Source organism: [Phormidium] sp. LEGE 05292 (assembly GCF_015207735.1).
In the GTDB taxonomy this organism is placed as follows: Bacteria; Cyanobacteriota; Cyanobacteriia; order Cyanobacteriales; family Aerosakkonemataceae; genus Floridanema.
Genome location: NZ_JADEWG010000002.1, coordinates 144,840 through 168,725 on the forward strand (window position 1 = coordinate 144,840; position 23,886 = coordinate 168,725).

The 23,886-nt window shown below is 41.2% G+C and carries 18 protein-coding genes and 1 pseudogene; 11 read left to right on the top strand and 8 right to left on the bottom strand.

The features are described from left to right. Window positions 1-29: 29 nt before the first annotated feature. The gene (locus IQ264_RS01535; RefSeq protein ID WP_193977905.1) at window positions 30-5,282 is read right to left on the bottom strand and encodes an ATP-binding protein; all 5,253 of its coding nucleotides are present in this window, start codon (window positions 5,280-5,282) and stop codon (window positions 30-32) included. A 350-nt stretch (window positions 5,283-5,632) separates the two neighbouring features. On the opposite strand from IQ264_RS01535, the gene IQ264_RS32585 reads away from it, so the two are divergent. Both IQ264_RS32585 and IQ264_RS01545 read left to right on the top strand, forming a co-directional pair. After that, window positions 5,633-6,865: a hypothetical protein gene (locus IQ264_RS32585; protein WP_228061204.1), complete on the top strand. Its 1,233-nt coding sequence runs from the start codon at window positions 5,633-5,635 to the stop codon at window positions 6,863-6,865. A gap of 214 nt (window positions 6,866-7,079) precedes the next feature. Continuing rightward, the gene (locus IQ264_RS01545; RefSeq protein ID WP_193977907.1) at window positions 7,080-7,964 is read left to right on the top strand and encodes an AraC family transcriptional regulator; all 885 of its coding nucleotides are present in this window, start codon (window positions 7,080-7,082) and stop codon (window positions 7,962-7,964) included. 36 nt (window positions 7,965-8,000) lie between these two features. On the opposite strand, the gene IQ264_RS01550 is transcribed toward IQ264_RS01545, so the two are convergent. Then, the gene (locus tag IQ264_RS01550) at window positions 8,001-9,596 is read right to left on the bottom strand and encodes an ATP-binding protein (protein ID WP_193977909.1); all 1,596 of its coding nucleotides are present in this window, start codon (window positions 9,594-9,596) and stop codon (window positions 8,001-8,003) included. 152 nt (window positions 9,597-9,748) lie between these two features. Between IQ264_RS01550 and IQ264_RS01555 the strand changes: the two genes are divergently transcribed. Beyond that, window positions 9,749-10,450, top strand: coding sequence for a primosomal protein (locus tag IQ264_RS01555; protein ID WP_193977911.1), 702 nt, complete (start codon window positions 9,749-9,751; stop codon window positions 10,448-10,450). Window positions 10,451-10,580: 130 nt separating this feature from the next. Here the strand turns inward: IQ264_RS01555 and IQ264_RS01560 are convergent, their stop codons facing one another. Further along, window positions 10,581-10,910 carry a hypothetical protein gene (locus IQ264_RS01560; RefSeq protein WP_193977913.1) on the bottom strand — a complete coding sequence of 110 codons (330 nt, stop codon included), beginning with the start codon at window positions 10,908-10,910 and terminating at the stop codon, window positions 10,581-10,583. A gap of 183 nt (window positions 10,911-11,093) precedes the next feature. Between IQ264_RS01560 and IQ264_RS01565 the strand changes: the two genes are divergently transcribed. From IQ264_RS01565 to IQ264_RS01585, 5 genes and pseudogenes are all read left to right on the top strand, one after another. Continuing rightward, window positions 11,094-11,339, top strand: a complete 246-nt coding sequence (locus IQ264_RS01565) for a helix-turn-helix domain-containing protein (RefSeq protein WP_193977915.1) — start codon at window positions 11,094-11,096, stop codon at window positions 11,337-11,339. Between the two features lie 886 nt (window positions 11,340-12,225). Further along, on the top strand, window positions 12,226-12,582 hold the full coding sequence (locus IQ264_RS01570) for a hypothetical protein (protein WP_193977916.1): 357 nt from the start codon (window positions 12,226-12,228) through the stop codon (window positions 12,580-12,582). Window positions 12,583-13,180: 598 nt separating this feature from the next. Further along, the gene (locus IQ264_RS01575; RefSeq protein ID WP_193977918.1) at window positions 13,181-13,672 is read left to right on the top strand and encodes a hypothetical protein; all 492 of its coding nucleotides are present in this window, start codon (window positions 13,181-13,183) and stop codon (window positions 13,670-13,672) included. Window positions 13,673-13,690: 18 nt separating this feature from the next. Further along, window positions 13,691-14,122 carry a hypothetical protein gene (locus tag IQ264_RS01580; RefSeq protein ID WP_193977920.1) on the top strand — a complete coding sequence of 144 codons (432 nt, stop codon included), beginning with the start codon at window positions 13,691-13,693 and terminating at the stop codon, window positions 14,120-14,122. A gap of 85 nt (window positions 14,123-14,207) precedes the next feature. Next, window positions 14,208-14,282: pseudogene (locus tag IQ264_RS01585) on the top strand. A 48-nt stretch (window positions 14,283-14,330) separates the two neighbouring features. On the opposite strand, the gene IQ264_RS01590 reads toward IQ264_RS01585, so the two are convergent. From IQ264_RS01590 to IQ264_RS01610, 5 genes are all read right to left on the bottom strand, one after another. After that, entirely contained in the window at window positions 14,331-15,353 is a 1,023-nt protein-coding gene (locus tag IQ264_RS01590) for a DUF6753 family protein (protein WP_193977922.1), read from the bottom strand. Between the two features lie 89 nt (window positions 15,354-15,442). After that, window positions 15,443-16,225: a mobilization protein MobD-like protein gene (locus IQ264_RS01595; RefSeq protein WP_193977924.1), complete on the bottom strand. Its 783-nt coding sequence runs from the start codon at window positions 16,223-16,225 to the stop codon at window positions 15,443-15,445. A 13-nt stretch (window positions 16,226-16,238) separates the two neighbouring features. Next, entirely contained in the window at window positions 16,239-16,757 is a 519-nt protein-coding gene (locus IQ264_RS01600; protein ID WP_193977926.1) for a hypothetical protein, read from the bottom strand. After that, on the bottom strand, window positions 16,750-18,099 hold the full coding sequence (locus IQ264_RS01605) for a ParM/StbA family protein (RefSeq protein WP_193977928.1): 1,350 nt from the start codon (window positions 18,097-18,099) through the stop codon (window positions 16,750-16,752). The genes IQ264_RS01600 and IQ264_RS01605 overlap by 8 nt, the downstream gene beginning before the upstream one ends. Window positions 18,100-18,359: 260 nt before the next feature. Next, window positions 18,360-19,277, bottom strand: coding sequence for a LysR family transcriptional regulator (locus IQ264_RS01610; RefSeq protein ID WP_193977930.1), 918 nt, complete (start codon window positions 19,275-19,277; stop codon window positions 18,360-18,362). A 100-nt stretch (window positions 19,278-19,377) separates the two neighbouring features. Here IQ264_RS01610 and IQ264_RS01615 point away from each other — a divergent pair, with 100 nt between their 5' ends. From IQ264_RS01615 to IQ264_RS01625, 3 genes are all read left to right on the top strand, one after another. Then, window positions 19,378-20,025 (top strand): SDR family NAD(P)-dependent oxidoreductase, encoded by a 648-nt coding sequence (locus IQ264_RS01615; protein ID WP_193977932.1) that lies wholly within the window; start codon window positions 19,378-19,380, stop codon window positions 20,023-20,025. 123 nt (window positions 20,026-20,148) lie between these two features. Continuing rightward, the gene (locus IQ264_RS01620; RefSeq protein WP_193977934.1) at window positions 20,149-21,717 is read left to right on the top strand and encodes a DJ-1/PfpI family protein; all 1,569 of its coding nucleotides are present in this window, start codon (window positions 20,149-20,151) and stop codon (window positions 21,715-21,717) included. An 8-nt stretch (window positions 21,718-21,725) separates the two neighbouring features. Beyond that, window positions 21,726-23,186, top strand: coding sequence for an alpha/beta hydrolase domain-containing protein (locus IQ264_RS01625; RefSeq protein WP_193977936.1), 1,461 nt, complete (start codon window positions 21,726-21,728; stop codon window positions 23,184-23,186). The last annotated feature ends 700 nt before the right edge of the window (window positions 23,187-23,886 follow it).

Below are 23,886 nucleotides of genomic sequence, written 5' to 3' on the forward strand. Positions count from 1 at the left end.
AACTTTCACTTGCAAAGCTCAAATTAGACTTACAATATCTTACGAGAACGAATAAGATGTTCTCGGAGATAATATGCTCTTGATGAAGCAGTTTCAACAATTGCATTGAGCAGCACTAAACATGACTCATGCAAATTCCTTGACAAAGGTCCAGGTTGATCAATTTGTAGAAAATACTGAATAGCTATTTCCAAGTAGAACGCAGTATTCACTCCTGAAAATAAACGAGTTCCGCCTTGTTCTCTTTGATGCCTTGATAAAATGTGTATCCCTGATTCAAAGAAAATTGAGCGAAAGTGATACATAAGTGACGCTAATGCTTCAAACACATCTGGATTTTTTCCAGCATTTTTGAAGAATTCAAGTAGTAAGTCTTTTCCAAGAGCAATATCCTGAGTTTCGTAATCAGATTTTTGCCAGTCTAAATCGACTTTCAACATGCCACGAATTAACTTGCGCTTGTTATTTTGCCACCTATGGTTAGGACTATTACCAGTAACCTCAATAGCTATCTTCTGTATCTTTTGCGATAATTCCCTCCATAGTTGCCAATAAACTTCCTTCTTACCTTGTCTCTCAGACTCTACAGCAACACATACAGCAAGGTAATCAACAAAAATGGGTGCTATTTCACAACCCATTCGTAACTGCTCAATATAATCCTGAAAACTGGAACTGTGTAAGTGAAACAAATATTTGGCAAAACGTTTTGTAAATTTTAATGGCATTTCATAATGAATTTCAGTTTCATCGTTCTCTTCAGAATATTTTGTATTTTCTCTTTGCTCATCTTCAAAAAAGATAGTCAGCATATTCGACAGAAATTTAATATGGCTAGGTTCTGTTGAGCCATCTGGTATCATCAAGCATGGGCTTAAAAGATACCAAGAGCTATGTGATTGAAGCGTAACTTGTTCAATCTGATCGGGAATCTCACCACGTGAAAATCGAACGCAGAATTCATTTTTCCTTTCTTGCAGCTTAGTAATCTCAGCCTCTCTATCAGCACCCTCTAGGCTATATATTCGCCTCTTTGTGAATCGGTTATCTTGGTCTTGCTCAAATCGGGCGTACTCAAGTGCTCCAATAATACATTTTTGAGCGAATTCAGGATCTCTTTGCCAAAGATGATTTCTGATACCCTCGGCTACTTTGTGCCGAACATTTTCATTAATATGTGTTAATGCAATAGCAATTAACCTTTTAATGAAAAACTTCTTTTGCTCCTCAAAAGCAAAATCCAACAAGATTGGAAGAATAGATGCAGCAGCAGATGTACCGTCGTGATCCGTTGCATCTGCTTGCGCTGTTGGGTTATCTGAGTCTGCATTCGCTGTAACTGTTTGAATTATTAATTCAACACACCATAAAACATCTTCTTCATTCAGTTCACTTGAATAGTCTCGAATAAAACTAGCAGCAGCAGTGACAAAAGCACCAAAATACATTGCTGCTAGATCACCAACGGCACTAGACTGGAGTTCTTCAAATAGCTCTTTTGCTTCAGCAAGAGCCTCATGCCACGTCGCATAGTATTCATTCTCTAGCGGTTCGTGTTCAAAGGTTTTTCTCGCCCAAACATAAAGTGCAGAAAAGCGGTTTTGTATTAGCAACTTTTCTTGAGCTTGCTGCTGAATATCCTTTAGGTCAGGTTCTAAATCTTCGGGCTCGAAAATAATTCTGTTATTCTCTTTATCCTCTACAGGTTTCCAACCACGACTATCAATCCTATGTAAGAGAAATCGTGTCGTTTCATCTTGTGGTTCAGATGCACGTAGCAAATCAATAGTAGCAAGTGCTTCATCTCTCCACTCGGAAAACTGAAGGCGCACAATCAACGTCTCTAAATGTTCTGCCCGCCACGGACGCAAGGCAGCAGTACGTCTCTCTTCTGAATAAAGTTGAGAGAGTATATCTCTTTGAAAACCAGAACGATGCCAATCAATTTCATTGCCACCTCGTTCATGAATAATCCGATTCCGATCCATGTGATAAAGCTCAGCAGTACGTAGAAGTGGTAGCGCAGATTTCCCAACTTTTGCAGGAAAACCTGTTGCTACAGAAGCTAGTACTGCTGTAGGCATAACTGAGTTACTATTCCGCATAATGTAGTTAAATAACCACTCTAGATTTTCCGATTGACTGGACTGCATTAAATCAATCAAGGAGTTTTCCAGCGCCATTAAAGCAGATTTTAATAAACACGGAACATTGGAATATCCTCGGTAAGCACCCCAAAAGTCACCGGAGTAATACTGATAAATTTTGGCTCCAGTGTTTAGATGGATAGGTATCACTGCATAGACTAGCTCTGCATATTCTTGTGTTCTCGATTGGTGTGATAGATACAATTCAGAATGAACATATGTTTCTACTGCTTTATTCAGTAGTCTCAAAATAAAATCCAAGCCTTTTTTCGGATAAAAGCGAAGCAAATGCTGGAATATACCCTTAGAACCACTGGCTGGAAAGAAATTAAATTTGTGTGCGTGCAAGCCAAAACGATTTTCGATCTTTAAACTACTTGCAACTATATGTCTAGGTCTATCTTCTATTTCTTCTATAAACCACTCAAACCATGCCAATTTCATGAGGCGGTTGGGCATATACTTACAAAAGAAAGCTGATTCAATTTCCTTCAAAGCCATTTGACAGAAATCTTTAGCATAGGATAATCGACTACCTTGGCTTCGATAAACAAGAACTTCAGATTCTAAAAGATTGACAAACTCTTTACTAATGGCTGGAATTATTCTAAAAATAACGCTAAGTAGCTTTTTTCTATTAACATTATCTCCATGTAAATCCTTAAGAGGAGCTAACAAGTGAAGAGCTAGCAATCCCGCTTCACGGGCTGGTAATGGTAAGTCCTCATTTAGATTTACTAGGGAAGACCAATTACTTAGAACTTCTGTTATGTGCGGTAATAAACTCTCAAATACAGAATCTTTGTTTTCAAGTAAGAAACGAATCAGGGCTTTCCATGCCTGACCATAGGGTTTAAGAAGTAAGGCATCAACTAAAGATTTATCATCATTTTGTTTGAGTTTGGAAATAATTTTCTGGTCTGGAGTTTGGCAAGCTATTCGGAGTATGAAGCAAAAACGTTTCAGAAGTTTTCCATTGCCTAAAAAAAGCTGATCCTTTAAAGAACTGAGGAATTCATCTGGATTCTCGCCTTGAAGTATCGCAGCAATAGTTTCATCCTGCCAATAGCTCTGGATATTTTGACTAGTAAGAACAGAGCGCACAAAATCACCAATATTCTCACCATATCTTAACTTTTGATGAAGCCATAAGCGAAATGCACGGTTTATTGCAGGTTCATGACCGATTGCATCAAGGAAATCTTGTGTTCTTCCTGAATACCTTCGATAAGCATCCTCAATGTATTGGTCAAGCGCCCAGTCCTCTAGAACATCATGCGATGGGCTAACAAGACTGTTTGTGGAGTCGCGACGAACTAAGTTATCTTCTTCGAGCTTGAGTACAGCCTCACCATCAAATTCAGTCTCAGGAACTCCATAAACCATTTGCTTAGCTCTACTGACTGCAACATTGATGAAAGCTTGCTTTCGCTTAAACGGCATTCCATTTGCTCGCTCTTGTTCTTTTGCAATTACATTTCGCCAGACTGCAACGCGGAACTCCTTTTCACCATCCTGAGATATAAATTCCGTTCCGGTCTGAAGAACCCTACATGCTAAATCCGCAAAAAACGGAGATTTTAGCAACGGCTTCAAATTCGGATTGTCAGAAATTCTTTGCAAGGGTTCAAGTCGTTCACATAAATTCTGAACTCGATCATTACTAAAACCATTTAATGTAAGTGTTTTAAAGTTAACTCCAAAAGGCTGAAGATAGTTAAATGTTATTTGTTGATACGCATAGTCACGACCAGTAGCAATCACAGTCCAACTTTGACGCTTACTCAGTAATTGAAGCAAGTCTGTAAACGCTGTTGTTTTCTCTAACTCAAGAAGCTTTTCAAGCGACTCGATGATTAAGTACTTTTTGGGCATTAAAGCGAAGCTTGCTTCTATATCAGAAAGTGAACTTCTTAAGCCCATTGCTGAAAAAACATTGTCAAGATGGGACTGCTCTAAATCCTCAGTGCGTAGACAGAATATAGGAGCGCTTTTACTTATATAGTTTGAAAACTTTTGTATCAGGCTAGATTTTCCAGAACCACGCTCTCCGGAAACAAAAACGAAGCTAGAGGTTTCAGTCAAACTGAGCAGTTCAGAGAATACATCCGGTTGCTCAATATGAACTCCACTAACAGTAGTCCTTATACCACCTAAAATGTAATTGCCATGATCCTTGAGCTTGGTGATATCTGATGACCAACTGGAGGAACTAACAGTGCTAAAAGCAGTCCGGATATCATCTGGCAAAGTCTCTAAAGTGATTGTTCCTGCGTTCTGATTTGCAGTCTGAACAGCATCAACGACTCTTGCCCACAAAAATAGCGCAGACTCATTTGAATATTGCGCAATTAGATTTTGAATCAAGGATAAGGTACTTCCTGACTCTGTATCCAAATCATAGCCAATGACATGAAAAGCTTTTAGGAACTTCCATATTTGTTGTTCCAAAATAGTTGTGTCGAAACTAAAGTCAATATTTACGGCAGCCTTTAATAAAATGTATACTAACTGAGTAAGTCCTAAATCACAAAAAGCCTTAATTTGGCAAAAGAAATATTCCATGAGGTCAACTACTAACTTTTGATATCTTGTTTTATTTGCTTGATTCAGTTGAGTCTTAAATGCTTCTAATTTATTTCTTTTCGCATCACTACTAAAGTTAGCAGTATTAATTTTGGTGAAAAATTCTGCTTCATTTTCAGCGTGCCTTGCCCACTCCAAAATAGGTCGCACATCGTTGATGTCAGTTGCACTTAGAAGACCTGTGATAAGAGCGAGAGCATCAGTGTCAGGATCGAAACTTTCGTCATTGAAATCATTCCAGGTACTTTGAATGACTTCAGCAAAAGTTTTATCGCTTGCTGTGATGCTGATGTCATGCTTGATTTGAGCCAGCAATCTTGCTTCTTTCTCTGTTTCTGGCTGGTTAGCAAACACAATGAAATCATCAGTATTAAAGCCAGCATAATGCCCTTGCAGCTTAATTTTTACAATTGGAAAAAGTGGTAAGCAGGGCGCAAGCCGACCCGAAAGCATAAGAATGGTAAAAGCTGCTTGAACCCGTGTTTCAAAATTTACTCCACCTCCCCCCGTGGAAAAGGGGTTACTTTGCTGTTTTGTTGGCTCTGGCATTTATCTTTAGTGCTCCTTTAGATTAACCTCTTTATCTTAGCTTTTCATCACATCGATCACCCTCAAGAACTATGTTCCAGAGATCCTTGCTTAATCTCCTGCCTTTCTCACAAACTAATTGAGAAGCTAATTTAGGGGTAAAAAATGAAGGGTAAAAAAACCAGGGACTGGGAAACAGTCGCTTAAGAAAATTTTAATTCAAATTTGCAACCCCGTTGCTAAATTGTCAAATTAAATAAATACTCATCACCAAGTTTGTGAGAAATGCGGGGTTAGGGTCACCTTTCACCGTTGCTTAAGTCGAGTCTGAAGCCTATGCGATCGCGCTAACAAATTTCGAGCTTTCACCAATGCCCGATTTTCTTCAAGCTAGCGTCACCGCGATCGCGGTCAACGGGTGGCAATACTTTTTGCTTATTGTTACCATGAAAAAACTAATTGAAATTCCAACAATTGGCCTGAAAGCTCGCATCGAACTTCGACAAAAATTACGGAAAGATTCCTACCAAATTAAAACCAGGAAAGATTTAATTCCTAACTTCAATCGGAATTTAGTACATGGCTGGATGATGCCAATCCTGGCGCAAGTAGACCGTTGCCTTTGGGGAAGATGGGATTACTGGGGGAGATGTCAATTAATTCCGGCTCACGCCTGGACTCGGTGGAAAATGGAACCGATGTTAGCTCTTTTAGAAAATAGAAAACCCGAACCATTGCCGGAGTCTGTCATTCAAGAGACACTACCTAACGAACCAATTCCACAAATCGATTGGGAGTATTCAAGCGTAGCAGAAAATATGCTGAACAATACTCTCAATTGCATTCCCAAACATGGGGAATGGCGAACTTGGAGTGCATGGGAATATCTCGAATATTTCTTGGATTGGACTTTATTTGGTTTCGGTCATCCAGCTTACAAAACTCTGCCAAAAGAACCAGCAAGTTGTGAAGGAGCATCGATGCGTCTTTACCAAATGTTCGATTTGTCTGCTCTTTTGCTATATCCCGAAGATTATTTGGGTAGAATACTACCCGATATTTGTGGGAAAAAGGCGCAGAGGAATGCAGGATTTTATCCAACACCGCTAGTAGTCGGTAGCTTCATGTCTCAAGTAATTAGCGCTGGCAAAATAGACCGAACTTCTAGCTTTAATGAACCTGCTTGCGGTACGGGTACTTTAATGTTGGCACAATCTAATTATTGTTTGTGTGGTATCGGTCAGGACATCGACCCAATCTTGTTGAAATGTGCTTTGTTTCAGTTCTTTCTGTACGCGCCTTGGTTGGCAATTCCGATTTGGTGGTTGGGTCAAACTGACCTTTGGCTTGGTAATACCTTATTAGCCGAAAAGCCTAAATCGATAAATGCGGTTTATTGGTATGAAGAATGGTTTGAAAATGTTGAAAATACAGAGCAAGAGGAAAAGAGCGAACAGGTAGAGTGCAAAAGTGTTGAGATAGTTGAACAACCAATACAAACAGAAACAGTGATTCAAGAAATAGTGCAGGGAAAACGCAAGCCGAAGAAGAATACAACTTCAGCTAAACAAATGACTTTGTTTAATTTGGATGATTTTACTTGAATGCTTCCGTAACAAATTTCAAGTAAATCGGAGAAAGTCAAACGTAAGTAATACCAGTGGTAGGGTAGTTACAAACCTACCCTACTAAACAAATAAGACAGTTTACTAAACTTAACGAAGTTTCAAAGCAAGTTTCAATAAATTGAGCAATTTCTGTCAAGCTTTGATGAATTACCAGGGATTAGTATATTGATAGACCAAGAGGATACACCATTTGACTGAATCTGTTCTTAATACCTATTACTCTAGATTTCGCCAAGTACTTGAGTACATCGATTCTCATCTAGACGATGACCTTACTATCGAGCGACTCAGCAACGTTGCTGCATTCAGTAAGTATCATTTTCACAGGCAGTTCTCCGAGCTTTTCGGAATTGGCGTATACAAATACATTCAACTCAATCGCTTGAAACGCGCTTCTTATCAACTTGCCTTTCGCCAAAGGATGCAGATTGTCGATATCTCGCTGGCGAGTGGCTATGAAAACCATGAATCGTTTTCTCGTGCATTCAAGAAGAGTATAGGGCAGACTCCAACAGAATTCAGAGAGTATCCCCAGTGGAATCTTTGGCACTCGACTTACCAAGTATTAAGTAACATAAGAACCGAGTATATGAAACAAGAGAATCAGTCCGCTACCGTCAAACTAATTACTTTTAAAGATACCAAAGTTGCCGTTCTCGAACACCGTGGCGACCCCAATCTCATCGGGAATTCCGTGCGAAAGTTTATCGAATGGCGAAAGCAGAACAATTTGCCACCTTCTGTCAGCGCTACTTACAATATCCTCTACGATAATCCAGCTGATACTTTGCCAGACGACTATCGCTTGGATATCTGTGTATCAATACAGCGAAATGTGGCTGATAACCAGTTTGGAGTAGTAGAAAAAATTATTCCAGGTGGTAGGTGCGCTGTATTGCGGCACATTGGAGCCGATGCTAATCTTGGAGAGAGCATCACTTATCTTTACTCGAAATGGCTTCCTTTGAGTGGTGAAGAACCGCGCGACTTTCCACTGTTTATTCAAAGAGTTAGTTTTTTTCCAGATGTAGCCGAACATGAAGCAATTACCGACGTGTTTCTTCCCCTCAAGTAATTGTTGAATTAGCTGATTTATAATTGCTAGTGTTAATCATTTGATTCTGGGTGGACGGTACTCAAATAACTCTTGCTCAGTTACGGCGAATTTAGAAACATCTTCACCCGATGCAGGTTTAGCAAATGAAGCTTGGTTGCGAATGGCTTGAATATCCTCGGAACTCCTTTGAGATGACAATACAAACTGATTTCTTTGATAGCGTAAGTCAGCTAGTTCAATTTTACCGGGTCTGCCTTCACAATACGCTCGTTCGGCACAACGTTTGACGGCATTACCAATCTCTGCTGGAGTAGCACCAGCATAATCTGATAGTAGCGAATACCATTGGCGATCGCTCCAAGGATTTGGTTGACCTGACCCAAATTGTTGAGGAAAATATTTAGCTAGGTGCAGATTGAAAATCTCGTACCTTGCTCCATTATGGGGTAAATCTACAAACCAAATACCACCATCATCAAATCTACGAATCAATTCAGGAGGTAGCATTCCCAATCGGTTAACGGTAGCCAGCATCAGCACATCAGAGGTGTGTTCTTGCATCCAAGTAAGCAATTTCTGCGATAGTCGTCTGGCTACACCGCCGTCTGCATTTGAATCCCACCCGGCAAATCCTTTATCGAAATCATCTGCAAATAATACGCATCCGCCCAAATGTTCTGCCGTTTCTAAAATTTTAGCTAAAGCGCGATCGGGATTGGTACTACCTAAAACATTGCCCCAACTCATCGCTAGTAGTGCATAGCCTAATTTTTTAGCAGTCAGTTTTGCACTTAAACTTTTACCAGTACCGGGTGGCCCCCACAACAGCATTCCTTTGGGAGGTTTGAGATTGTATTTTTTAGCCTCTGGTTCTAATAGCTTGACTACATCGTTTAAGTATGTATCGAGTAAGTCTAAACCACCTGCAAAAGGAACGTCAGGTTTGGCAATGAATTCTAATCCTTGGTTTTTCAGTTGAGATATTTTATGCTCTAATACTAATTGGGCAATCTGTTCAACTGAAGAAGTTAGAGTTAGCGATCGCTCCAGCACCAAGCTAATTTCAGCAATAGGTAATCCCTGACAAGCTCGTATTAATTGTTTTTTCGCTGCTACTTGCTCGTTATGACACTCTAAACTGTTAGTGCGATCGCAGAACTTATTCACTAAACCTGCTACTTCAAAACTATTAGGTAAAGAGCATTTTAAGATAGGTATTAGTGGCTGTAGTTTATTAGGTAATTGGATGTAATCGCTCAAAAGTACCCAATATTGTTTAACTTTGCGCCACTCGGATTGAAAGAAGGCATTGGCTAATTGAGAAACTCTATATAGTGGCAAACAAGGGCTAGATGATTCTAAGATATCTTCTAGCAAAAATATGCCTGGTTCGTCAGACTCTAACAAAAATTGCAATACATCATCTTCCACTTTTAAGTCAACTGATTCTAAAATGCAGTGACCGTTGATATATTTTATAACTTGAATTGTTGAGTAAGCTGAATTCCAATAATAAGCATTCAGACTTTGATGACAAGCAAATTGTGCAAATGTTGATAGTACTTGTTGTCGGTCAGCACTATAATATTCTAGCCCCACAATTGGTGTACCTTGTGCTATTAGTTTAGGCCAGTCGTTGATAGTTTTCATGGCAAGTTGAACGGATTATTTTGATTACTAACAGTTTGATAGACAAAGTTAGGAGAAATCTTCCTACGATTGAGCGAAAGCTTACCCCTCTAATTGGACGGTAGTAATTATGCCTAGCGGCATTCAGAAATGAAGTTAAGTTCAGTGTCGATATGGCAACAACCAAAAAACAAACAGCCGCCTCTTCTAGAACTACATCGAATGCGGCAAACGGTAAATCGAACGGTAACGCTGCACCTTCTAGCACGAAGTCAAAGCCAGTTGAAGCGGCTAAGAAACCAAAACCTCAGCTTTCTCCAGAACAGCAAGCTGAAGAATTGGTGAAGATTATTCGCAATGCCATTCACAAGAAATATGGCGTGACTATTCAACGCCGCGACAGTCGCGTTTCTACCAAAGTCGGTCATGCTGCACGGGAAAAGTTGGGCTTGGATGTACAAGCTCAAATTAACAAGCGTAATGGCAATGGCAATGGTAAGAAGTTTGATTGGCAAGACTGGAATAATACGGTATTTCCCAAATTGTTCGGTCGTCCTGATGCTCTCAAATACGATACAGAAGTGGTAGCTATGGCAATGAGTAAGCTGTACGATAGCGTTTCTGAGAATACAGAAATGGCAATTGCTGACTTGGTTGAATTTAACGTCCAGTCACTCAAGCGTCGTAATGAGATTGCCAAGGAATCTGAAGTTGAGGATGACGACCTCGATGATGAAGAGGATGATGACGAAATTGATGATGCTCTCGATGAATTGGATGATGAGGAGGATGACGAAGACGAAGATGAAGATGAAGACGATGAAGAAGATTTTGAAGTAGACGAAGATGAAGAGTTTGAGGAAGACGACGAATAACCTGTAACTGTTCGATTGCTAATATCTTATGTAACGCTGCTATACTCTCTAACCTAACAAGTGTTACATAAGATTCAGCTTTTGCTTCATATAGCACCAGTCTTATGTAACGCTAGAACTACTGTATGCGTTACATAAGATTTGATGGTAATTCTTTACCAACATAAAAACTGACTACTTTTCCGTTACTCCGTTGGTAGCCGTACCAATAGGGACCATGCGGGCAACGACGGCAGTTTTCTTTTCCGCAGCGCACTTTTTCTAAACGGTAGACAATTGAGTTAAAGCGGCGCACGCTCAGCGCAACTCGTCCCGACTTAACTGGTGGTAACTCAAACTCTTGTGATAAAGATTCTAGTTGTTCGATGCGAACAGATAGCCAGCTTTGAAGCTGTTTTAATTCATCGGAGTTCCAGCGCTCTAAAAGCCGAATGACTTTTTCTTTTGGCGTGAGTTTCATTAACTTGCTTAACCTCCGCGCCTATAAGAGTGAATTGCGATCGCTCACATCCCCAGAAAGCAGGTCAGAAATTTTCTATACCATATATGCACTATTGTAGCGCTAATGCTCTAATAGTGCATTAATAGTTGTGATAAGCTTTAAATAAAGGGAAGTGTAAAAGCCTCAACAATAGGAACCCGAATGGCTAGACGAGTTCTGTTGCTCGGAAAATGGAATCTGGCAGCAATTATGGCTGACAGAAGAATAAGCGATGAAGAGTTAGCCACAAAACTTGGGGAACTGACTGGTAGAGCGCCACATCCGAAAACTGTCTATAAGTGGAAGACAGCAACAGAGCGCCCTAACATCCGTCTCGACCATTGGGATGCCCTACCACTTGTCCTCAACTGTAGCCACGCAGATTTGATCGGGAAGGAAGAAAACTAAATTATGCGATCGTATGGCAAGCACTTCCTAATCTGGCCTTGTCTTATGTAACGGTAAAACGGAAGAGGCAGTGTAAGCGTTACATAAGACTCAATTTCAGCCAAAGAGAACCGAACAAATATATATCTATAGCTCGACCTGCGATAGTCAATATTTTAAGTTGTCTTATGTAACGTTTGCTGTTTTTTAATTCCAAAAAACGTTACATAAGACGCTTACCATCATCAACCCCGATCTATGCCCTAGCTGTATTTTTAAAAAAAAGTGGTGGAATTTAAAATAAAGTAGTGGAATTTAAAATAAAGTTTGAGAAAAAGGGCGGATTTTAGGGTAAGGTAAAGCTCACCAGAGGTAAAATCCTACCCCCTCTTGCTTTTCAGGTGATGCGCTTAGTCTAGAACTTTATTATTTCAAGCTTATACTGAGATCTTGCACCTTCTCAATAAGGGGAGGGTGAACGCTACCCAACCTACGAAATAATCAACTTTTCAGGCTGTGATTTTCGCAATAAGATAGTGGTGCAAGATATGAGTATACCCTCTCTTGGTTTGATTGCTGTGAAATTTGAGAACTTTATTTCTGTTTGTTGCCTGACTTGCTACGCCAATTTAAGCTTTCCAGCCTCCTTTATTCCACAACTTTATTTTAAAAATACAATAAAAATAGAGTACTATTGCAGCCCCACCCACCTCCCTAGTTACGAATAATCAATAATTTTAATCAAATTGACCTAAGTCAAAATTTTGACAATCGAGCCAAAGCTATAAAAAACTAGCCTCTATCGATGCCTTGCTTGGTGAAGCAATTGCCTAGAAACCGAATCTTAAAAATAGATTCGACTGTCGTCGCTTCAGTTGTGAAGTTAGTTAAACTAGGAGCGCCAATCATGGCTAAAGTCAAAGCTCAAACACCAATGCAAAAGCAATTTGCAGAAAGCTATGAAGAACAACGTAAAGAAATGTTTCTTCATGTCGCACGCGAACTGACAGGTCGTGCCAAGCAACGGCAATTACCCAAAGGTAAAGCATTGGATTGGGAGAAGTTTAACGAGTATTTCAACAACTTCTATGCCGAGCATACGGCTGATGAAATGCTTGATGAACTCCTGAGCAACTGTTATTGGCTTGCATCCGAACAAGCCATAATCGAATTGCACTTCCGTTACGTGCAAGATGCAGTAAAAGCATCTAAACGTAATGCCAAAGATGAAGACGATGATAATAATGATGACTTCATCAAATAAAGCTCAAATCTATTAAATCAATTTGAAAGCCGCTTTAAGCGGTTTTTCTTTGACCCACCACCCACCCCATCGGTACACAACAAAAAGCCGCTATCGCTGCTAGTAATAAAAACGCCAATCATTCTAAGTGATAAATTTTCTGCCAAGTGCGATGCCTTCAACACCCCTTACTTTCACCCTTCAAACCAAATTTTCTAAAGCGACGAAGTAGCTAACTTAGTTCTCTGAACTGCTCAATTTGCTTTTTACTTACCAACAAAACCTTCCCCAGCCCAATGGGTTATTTCAAGAGCGACGGCTGGTAAAAGTGATTAAAAATTTATTCGTTTTCAGGAGTCATTTCAACAATGAATCACAAGGTTTACCTACTCCAAAGGTGGCCCGATCTGAAAACTGATTCTTGGGTTTGGGTGATTCAAACTATACCTGCTTAACTTTGGATTAGCGATCGTACTTAAGAATTTGAAACTAGGAAGTACCAATTCAGTTGCTTTGCTGTCAATACCTCTAAAAGGTCAATTCCAAGGTTTTTAGTTAAGGGCAGATTTAATTTCTAGCGGCGATTGCCGCTACCCTAAAAAAGCTTGAGTGAACGCAAATGTATCAAGAATTGCAAGATTTACTAACTTTCGCAATCGAAGCGGTAGCCATTATAGGGTATGGTGGTATCTTCGCTCACTACATTTTAACTAGCGCTTTTGCTAAACAGCTAGCATCGCCACCATCTGAAACCGTACCAAATGTATCTACCAACGAAACAGGGGAAAAAACAAGAAAAGATGCGACAAACACAACAGAGAGAAGTACCACAAATACCATCATCTGCACAGTAAATACAAGTAGCACTAATACCAATTGTACTGCTCTTGAAGTGCCAGAATTAGGTCAAATTGAGAACCTTACCCTTCGCCAATGCCGTGCAGTTATTCGCTTTTTGAACGAAACTTTGCCAAAAAGCGATCGCATTAGACTGAAAATTAACGGAAAGGATGCACCTACATCTTGGTTGCGATCGCAAATTAGGAAACATTTAGAAGATAAGCAAGAGCAAATTACACCAACAATTGAGCAAGTTTTAAAAGCTAGTTAAAACGGCGAGTGCCAGAATTTGAGTGTAATTATTGCCTATTCCAGCATGATTAACATCCGAAGATACAATTCCAAACTACTCAACAAACCAGGTGTTTTGTACTGTGGCCGAGGTCGTACTATTGAAGACCTCGGCCTCGGTAATCCCTTCAGCCATAAGTCAGGAACAGCCAGATTTCGAGTTAAAACATTAGCAGAATCCATTCACTGTTACCAAGCTTGGCTGCATAAATTGCTAAAAGCGTACCAGAAACAACAAACTCACAAATTAGAAAATTGGGAAAGAGCTTATTTGAGGCGAGTTATTAAACTAGCCAAAGACATTGAGTATGGTGTAATCACTGACTTGATGTGTTTTTGTATTGACTTAGAAAATTATCAACAAGATGATTCAAAACCATACAAGTGTCATACTCAAATCTTGTATGAAATAGCGCTCCAAATTAAATAGGTAGATACCAATCAGTCAACAAAACTCTCAGTTTCACACCGAGAGTTTTTCTTTTTTTTACCCCTAGCGGGTTAATAGCCGAAAAGAAGCTGTGGCCAAAAGGTAAAGGCAGCCTCAATAAGACGATGGCTTTTTGAGGGTTCGATTCCCTCCAGCTTCATTTATTTTCATGGTAAAGTTACTAAGAATCCCTGCATGATAGCTATATTTAATTAGCGCTAAATTGCCTTTCTTTTGGAGAACGAGTCCACAAAGTACAAAATCCTCCTTTGGAAGCTTTTCCTTCAACTGTTAAAGTAACTCCCAAACGGCTAACTTCAGTTTCACAAAGTTTTTTGCCATTCTTTTCGCTCAACAAGGCTTGATTCCAGCTCATAAACTGACGAGCGTATTTCCCTTCATTACTCATTGCCCAGCGAATAGTATCGACATTCTTTTGAGCAAATTGACCCTCGTTGCTTAATCCCCATTCTAATGCAGATGCTTCTTTCAATGTTAACTGTCGGAGTCCAGTTGGGTCGAGTTCTGGTGATGGAGTAAAACGGGGAATTGCTAATCCAACGAATACACCTATTGCAATTGCACCAAACACCACGCCACTGCCAAAAATCACCGACCAAATATCATGAGCTACTTTTTCTAATGCAGCTTGTCGCACTAAGGTTTTAACTGAATTAGAGATATTGCGGCTTTGTACTGTAACTGCTGCTTTACTCTGACGTTCTAGAACTTCTCGGCTAGACTGCGCCCAATTATCAACAAACTGTTGTACTTGGTCTATTTCTTGGCTGATAATTGCTTGAGAATCGTTTAAGTCTGATCGCCATTTAGATTGCCACTCTTTAAAGAAGTTGTCAATCTCATCTGGTTTCTGTTCTAACAGTAATTCTAGCTGACCTGTAGCCAGTAAAATGATTAAAAGGGGGTCATTTTTATCTAGACCGTATCGGTAAGCTGTGTTGATGACATTAGCACGGAATTCGGGGTCTTTCCCTTTCAGCACTTGGCTGATTAATGATTCGGTATTTCGCTCGTATTTTGGTGGGGCAGATAGAGGCGATTCATTCTGCGATCGCTTTGTTTTCAGTTCATCATCAATAGCTTCCCAAAACTCTTGTTTGTGAGGAAACTTATTATCTGTTTCTGGTATTGTATCTTCAGTTTCAGCTAATTCAGATCTACCTAATTCTTCAGCAAATTCGTCTGGTTCTAAAATGTCATCATATTGCATTGTATTAACTCCCAAATAAGGTTATAATAAGTACACCGCAGATTGAAGAACAATCTGGGTGTTTTGGTAATCAACTGCATTGATAGACATCAAGCAACAGTTTTATCTGGTTGTTTTGCTAAAGGTGGAATGGCATCTAGATTAGGCTGAATCAAGCGATTTGGTGCATCATTAAACAAGCCAACATTTTCGATTAGACTGTAGGATTCTTCGAGAAAAGTGTGCAGGCGTTGTTGGCTAATCAAATAAAAGTCTGGATGGTTCATTGCTTGAGAGAAAGACAATCGCTTCGTTTCGATAAACTTCTTTTCCTTAGCACTGAGTTTGGGAAAGTCTATAACGGGGATTTGGTGTTTGCTAATCAGTTGCAGGATGTCGTTATGACCTTGCATATGTGACCAATCTTTACAAACACCAAAATTACGTACCAAAACGTGCTTTAGTTGACCTTCAAAACAATTGAAGGAGTCCATAAACATTTTGATACTGTCAGGCGTACCGCTACATAAGAACCACTTGCAGATATCAACTCCTGACTTTTCTAGAAAGTCGGGGGAAACTAAGCCAGCTTCATCAATCCATTTGTTGATAATGCCATAAGCGCGAGCGGGTAGATTGACAATGACTGGGGTTTCCAAGGCAGTTTCAAAAATGATATCGATGTCGAAGAAGTTTTCTTCATCTTCGACTAAGGCAACTACTTGCGCTTCATGTTCGGGATAGCGTTGCTTTACGTCAGCATTTTTGGAATCTCCATCGATTAGCGTGTAAAGGAGGTCGTACTTTTGATTGTATTCGACTAGCACGCAAGTAAACATCGATTTGCCGATTCCGCCTTTTTCCCCATCTACTAAATGAATTCTGTTTGGCATATATCTCCTAGTGCTAACTAAATGTGGGGCCGAGCATTGCTGGGTCAAAATTCGTTAAATTAAATCCATCTGTATCCGCTGCGAAGTCATCAGGCTCGACTGCTGGCTCTTCTAACTTACTGACTGACTCTCTTGGAGTAGGGAAAGGAAAAACTGGCTGACTTGCACTCTCAGCTTGATACTTCAAGCCTAAAAAGTAAGGCGCACATTTAGGATGATGAGCGCAGCCTCTGGCAATTAATAGTGACCCTAACTGTTGTCGATTTAACTCCAAGCTTGCACAAAGATAATCTACATGATTGAGTAAGGCATCAATACAATGCCAGCCCAATTGATGAATTTGTTCGGAAGAAGCTGTACCCGTTTTTTGATAAGCTAAAGCTTTCCAAAATGCCTTAAACGCTTTAAATGCAGCTTCTTTAGAGTCGTAAACAGGATGATTGAGCAGGTAATTCAATAAAATTCCTTCATCAGAATCAATATACGGCTGACACCGAAGTTGATACCAAACCCGCTGTTTTTCTTCACTCATGGCTGATTTTTCCATTTAAACATGACTCACTGTTTTCTTTTTTCTTTCCGCTTCCCCGGTAAGGTCCTGATAATAGGGAAACGGCATCCAATTCACCTATATCTTTGACACTAACCGCCGCTACAGGAGAGGTTTCTATATCAGTTGTTTTGGTACTCGATTCAGCAGTAAATTCGTCAGAAGACTCAACAATTTCCTCTGTTGATTCGACCTCAGTTGCTTGAGTAGCCTTATTACGCAATCCCTCAAACTGAGATTTGAAATAAATAAACAAACCGTAAGCATCTGCTAAACGATGTCCTAACTGATGAGGGTCTAATTCTGGTGGTACTGAGATACCTGCGTGCCAAGATTGAGCGTAACGGGAATAGTGAGAACGTAATTCAGGTTTGAGGTATTCAGCTGTACCGCCGCAAAAGACGATTTCATCGGTATCGGGGGGTAGCACTTCATCTAACCAATGGGTTAGCATCCTCGCATAGTCAGAACGAGATTGTTTCACAGCGGCAATTAATTCATCTACCTCACGCTCTCTAGCAGCTTCATCGCGATTGCGTGCGATACGGTAGAAGTAAGGACGGTTGTATCGTTCGCCTGAAATAGCGATCGCTTCTGCTAGCCGAGCCAGATCGTAGTTAGAGGTGCGCTCTTGTACGAGTTCGACCATTCGTACCATGCCTAAGTCGGATGTTTTGCCTTTACCGACAGCACCCCTGGCAGCTACCACTAGAGAGGCATTGCGAAATCCCACCATTGCAAAGGCTGTTACTCTGGTTTTGAAAGCGGCTCCGAGTTTGCTATTGTGAACGATAGAAATACCCCCTCCCTCTTGCAGGGCTTGGGTTTTATCGAGTTTGACTGAAAATCTGCCTGTGGGGGTTTCAAATGAGGCAGCGGCGCGACTCAATAGCTCGAAGAATTGTTTGGAGTCATTGAACTCGCCAGGGGGTAAGAAAACTGCGATCGCTATACTGAAGTGATGACCTAAGTCTAATTTTCGCGATATCACCCATAAAGCTGCTAAGGCTTTGTACAAGGCGCTACTGTATTTGAGGCCATTCAATCCGATGTGTGCATTGAATTGGGATGCAGCTAAGTAACCGACTGCTCGACAATCGTTGTTAATGGCAACCCAGGCAATATTTTCGGGAGAGGTGGAGGTCAAGTTGGGCAAGGTGTAGGCGTTGGCTGTATCTCGGCTTACTGGCCCTACTTGTGATTCCATGATAAAGGAACTGGTTTGACCCTTGTGTGACCCTTGGTAAAAGACTCTGGTAGATAAGCCACCAAAATCCATTACTGCTATAGCATCTGGGACGGCAACTTTTTTTGGTCTGGCCATAAAGTATATCTATTTACTGCTGCCTTGATGCTAGGAGCAGAGGCTTAGAGTAAACTTCACCAGGGTTGGTATTTTTGGTTAGTTAAATTAAACCCCTCTAATTGGAGGGGATGTTTTTCTCGATACTTCTATAGAACCCATTTAACATCTTTTAGAATTTGAATTAGGGTACTCGAAACCAGCTGCGCTAGTTCGTGAACTACCACGTAGTTGATGACAAATTCATTTAACAAGTGGACAACTTAAATAAACTTACCAAATTAAATAGCTTGACAAACGATTTTGATTGTTTGTCTTAACCAGAAATTAGCAAGGTCTTTATCGACTAGCTTACTCCACAGTAATGAAACAGTCCAAGGCTCTATTTCTAAAGGAACTTCAAATATTTGTAAAGGACATAAAGAGATAAAACTTTTGGCTAAACGAGAAGGAATTGCTGCAACTAGATCGCTTTTTGATACGATCTCCGGTATGGCTAAAGCATGGGAAATTGTCAAGGCCACGCGCCTTTGGAGATGGTAACGAGCTAATAACTTATCGATTTCTCCCGTTGCATCCCGTCGCATTGTAAACAACGCATGAGGCAAACTGGCAAAGGTTTCTCTTGACATAGAACCATCTATTAATGCAGGATGTCCTTGGCGGACAATTCCGATGAATCGCTCTTGAAACAAAGGTTCGATCGATGTTTGCTGCGGTGGATTGGGAAACACTCCTAACGCGACATCAAGAACTCCCTGCTCTAACATTTCTTTAACATTATCTTTTTCAAATCCCATCAGTCGCAAGTTAATTCCTGGCGCTGTTTGTTGACAAATTTCCCATAGCTTTGGCATCAGTATATAGCTCACCGAGTCCGAATTGCCGATCGCAAAACTGCGTTGAGAAGAAACAGGATTAAAACCCCGATTAAATTCGATAGTTTGGCGAATTTGTTGCAATGCTGCCAAAATACCGGGAGCCAAAGCCTTACATTTGCTTGTTGGTTCCATTTTCGCGCCAATGCGGATAAATAGCTCATCCTCAAATAGCGATCGCAACCTTCCTAGCGCCGCACTCATAGCAGGCTGTCCCAAATATAACCTTCGAGCGGCAGCCGTGACGCTGCGTTCCTCAAACAAAGCCTCAAACGTCACCAGTAAATTTAGGTCGATCGTCCCCAAGTTTATCGATTTCATTGATAGTGACTATGCTTATAATCGATTTGATTAATTCATTCTAGCCTGTTACATTGCCAGTAATAACAACTGCGTTTCTTAGTTTGAGGCTTGTAAGGGTATGAAAAAATTACTTGCAATTGTCGGTATGGGTGAGGGGAATGGACTGGCAATAGCACGTCGCTTTGCTAAAGAAGGGTATGCGATCGCCATGCTAGCTCGCAATGAAACTAAATTAAAGGAATTTAAAAACAGCTTGCAAACAGAAGGGTATGAAGCGCATTATTTCACTGCCGATGCGGGTAACGAGAACTCGTTGAAATCTGCCTTTACTTCTGTGAAAAACATTGCAAATCCAGAAGTCCTTGTTTACAACGCAGCAGTGCCAAAAATGGTAAATGTTCTGAATGAAACCTTTGATAGTTTAACAAATGATTTCCAAGTAAACGTAGCAGGAGCATTAGTAGCCGTACAATCAGTGTTAGCCGGAATGCGACAGCAAGGAAAAGGAACTATTCTACTGACGGGTGGCGGATTCGCTTTATATCCCAGTCCAGATTTTGCATCGCTATCTATTGGGAAAGCAGGTATTCGCAGTCTAGCCAAAATATTGAGCGATGTCTTGAAAAATGAAGGCATTCGAGTGGGGACGATTACTATTTGCGGTACAGTTAATCCAAGAGATCCGAAATACAACCCAGAAAGCATTGCAGAAAACTACTGGAATTTTCATACCCATCCTGAATCCGAATCCGAAATTGTCTATTAAATAGGCAGAAGGCAGAAGTCAGGATAGAAGAGGGTTTTAGCTAAGTTTACTTTTGGTTACATACTTTTTTTCAGGAAGTATCTTCCTACTTAATAACACAAAATTAACAGGAAAAATTACCCCATGACTAAAATTTTAATCGTTACCACCAGCCACGATCGCTTTGGTGCAGATAATTCCCATCCGACTGGAGTTTGGCTAGAAGAATTTGCAGTTCCTTATCTAGAATTCCTTCAAAACGGAGTCGAGATGACCGTCGCCAGTCCCCAAGGCGGTGCTATGCCAGTTGACCCGCGCAGCTTACCAACAAAAGAGCAAGAAAAAGAATGGCAACCAGCCATTGAAGCAGCTAGGAATACTGTTAAACTTGCAGATGTAAAATCGGCAGACTTTGATGCGATTTTCCTGCCTGGGGGTCACGGCCCAATGTTCGATTTGCCTGATAATCCAGATTTACATCGCTTGCTGCTTTCATTTTATGAATCTGGGAAAATTATTTCTGCTGTTTGTCATGGTCCTGCGGGATTAGTAGGTGCGACTTTAGCTGATGGTACGCCATTGGTGGAAGGTAAAACGCTCACATCTTACACTTATTCAGAAGAAGTTGCTGCCAAACTCGATAAAGATGTACCGTTCATTCTGGAACACCGACTGCGCGAGTTAGGTGCAGATTTTGTAGCTGGTGAAAATAAAGCTGACCACGTTGAACGAGACGGACAATTAATAACCGGACAAAATCCTAATTCTAGTGCCAGTATTGCTCGTGCGGTTATGGCAGCTTTAAATAACCAATTGCCACTGATTTTTGAGCATACTATTGAAGAAATTCTCCCAGCTAAAACCATTGCCGAATTTCCAGTTAACAGTTTTTTAGAAAACATTGCCATTGATGCAGAGGGTCAGATTTTTATTACCAGTTACGAATCAGGCCAGATTTACCAATTGACAGCTAATGGTGAATCCAGTCTGTTGGCGACAATTGATGGAAATGCTGCTGGTATTGCTCTGGCACCGGATGGGAATTTATTGGTAGCAGGGAATAGTGGTAAAATTCCTGCTGTTTTTCGCATCAGTCGCGATGGTACAATCGAGATTTTACTGACAATAAACGATGCCATTTTCTTAAATGGGATGATTTATTTAACAGGCGATCGCTATTTAATTGCTGACTCCTACAAAGGCGCAATTTGGGAAGTTAACATCGCCGAAAAAACTGCTAACATTTGGTTGCAGCACGAACGATTAGCGCGAAGCAATCCCAACCATCCTTTCCCCGCAGTTAACGGACTGAAAATTTACGGTAATGCCCTCTACGCTTCTAATACTCAGCGCCAACATTTAGTGCGAATTCCACTGTTAGATAATTACGCACCAGGAACACCAGAGTTATTTCTAACTAACGTTAACCTTGATGATTTCGCTTTCGATGCGAGTGGCAATTTGTACGGCACAACTCACGTTTATAACAGCGTCGTGCGAATTTCAATTGATGGGAAAGTAACGACTATTGCTAAAGCAGAACAGGGGATGACTGGCAGCACGGCTTTAGCATTTGGACGCACAAAAAGCGATCGCGCGGCAATTTACGTCACTACTAATGGTGGCATGAGTCTGCCTCCTGCTACTGGAGTTGGCAAGGCGTTAGTAGTGCGCCTTGAGGTAGGTATTGAAGGACTGGTAATGCAGCCATAAGGAAACCGATGCAACTGAATGTCACTTCCACTCAGATTTATGGAACTTTCAAAACAGGGGAATACTTACAACTCGAAGGTACGCTATCTGGTGAATTATCATCAGCAGAACCAATTCCGGATTTAGATAAAGTAAAGTTCGAGCGGCGGGGAATGGTGGAATATTCTTCTACCTTCATGCTGCTAGTACCTTTAGACCCGCGTCGTGGCAATGGGACATTGCTGTTCGATCCGCCCAATCGCGGCTTTCCTTGTTCGCATTATCTCTACAACAGCCCTCCAGATAATCCTTTGCCTGTTGGTTCTTTCGATGTTGGCAATGGATTTCTCGAAGATCGGGGTTTTGCGATCGTTTCGATGCAGTGGGAATTGGGACGGGGGATGAATCTTCCTGCCTTTATAGACGAAGAGGGGCAAACTCGCTATGTTGAAGGCGTGGCGTTAGCAGCGATGCGGGATTTCCTCGATTGGCTGAGACATTCACCAGAAACTTTACCGGGACTGGCATCTCCCTTATCAGCAGCAATTAAGTGCGTGCTGGGAGTTGGCTGGTCGCAAACCGGGCGATTGCTCAAAACATTTGTGCTGCAAGGTTTTAATCGGATCGGACAGCGCTTGGTTATTGACGGTATCCATCACCAAGCTGGGCCAACTGGATGGCTGCCGATCGTACAGTCCGGGACTGGCCCAACTTCTAGCGCGATCGGCGTTCTTACTCCTGAAAATCCCGATTTGCGAGGTATTGTCGAAGAACCGCTCTCCCTTACCGACTTCGTGCGAGTTTTGACCGAACGCGGGGAGACAATACCGCGATCGATTTTTACGGTGATGTCGCTAGACTACTACATTTTGCGGGCATCTTTATTTCGCACAGGGGCAAGGGGAACTCAGGATTTACCCGTACCGGATGCAGCCAGAATTTATGATGTTGCTGGAGGCGCTCATGCCATTATTCCCGCACCGGGTTGTCTGCGCGATCGCGGTAAACTCGACTGGCGACCGATTATGCGTGCCGTACTGTTGCATTTGGATCGCTGGGTAAAGGATAATGTTGCCCCACCACCAAATCGGTTGATGCCACTAGCGGCTAACCCAAATGATTCTTCGGTTTTACAAGCTCCGGCTCACCTTCCTACAGCAGTGGTTCAGATTCCCAAACTGAATAGTGATGGCAATCCCATTGGCGGTATTCGATTACCGGATTTGGCAGTTCCTCTCGGTACTCACGGCAGTCCCAACGCACCGGAAAGCGACTTTAGCTGTTTTATTTGCGGGTCTTTTGTGCCATTTGCAGGGAGTGTTAGCGAACGTCTGGCTGATGGTGACGATCGGCTTTCTTTACAAGAACGTTATGCCGATCCCCAACAGTACCTCTCTCTCCTAAGCGATGCAGCTAACCAACTGGTTAAAGAGGGTTTTTTGCTAGATGACGATCGACTGATGATTTTGAGCGATCCCCATTGGACGTGATTTTTGCAATAGACATCTCCAACATATAAACTCAAAAGTCTGAAAAAAATCTTAAACGTACCTGACTGATAAAAAACCCTAAAAATAACAAATCTTAGGTCCAATCGATTTGTGGTTGTATGGGGAGTAATGGGGAACAGTGTGGCTAGATGTGGTTTGATGTGGCAATCTCTTCATCACTAACTAGCAATTAAATACCTTTTTTCCACACTCCACCACATCTAGCCACATCCAACCACAAAAATTGACAGTTAAAAGAAATGACTGAGAATGACGCTTTATCGGTAGTAGCAAGCAATGGTATTGTCCGTACAAACTGACTTTTTAGTGACTAGAGAATAATCAATACTCTCCCTCCTTGTGCGGAATCCCAACCGCACCGGAGGGATAAAGACAGTTTAAGCTTTTTATTAGATTTAATTACATTCTGTAGGTAACAATGCTACAAAATTAACAGAATATTAAGCAAAGACCTAGTAGGAAATGGGATAACACTTTGAAGCAGGGAGTAACCTTACTTGCAGTATTTGGGGTGTCTTTTATATAGAAACATCTGTGTAATTTAAGAAAATGCGATCGCTCGCCAAGCCACCTCATCTATAAAGTCCAGATATTGTCCCGCGTAAAAACTTTAACGATGAATCCCCTCCATCTGGAGGGAATCGTTAGAGGGAGTGAATTTCAGCTTGTAAGAGGTTTT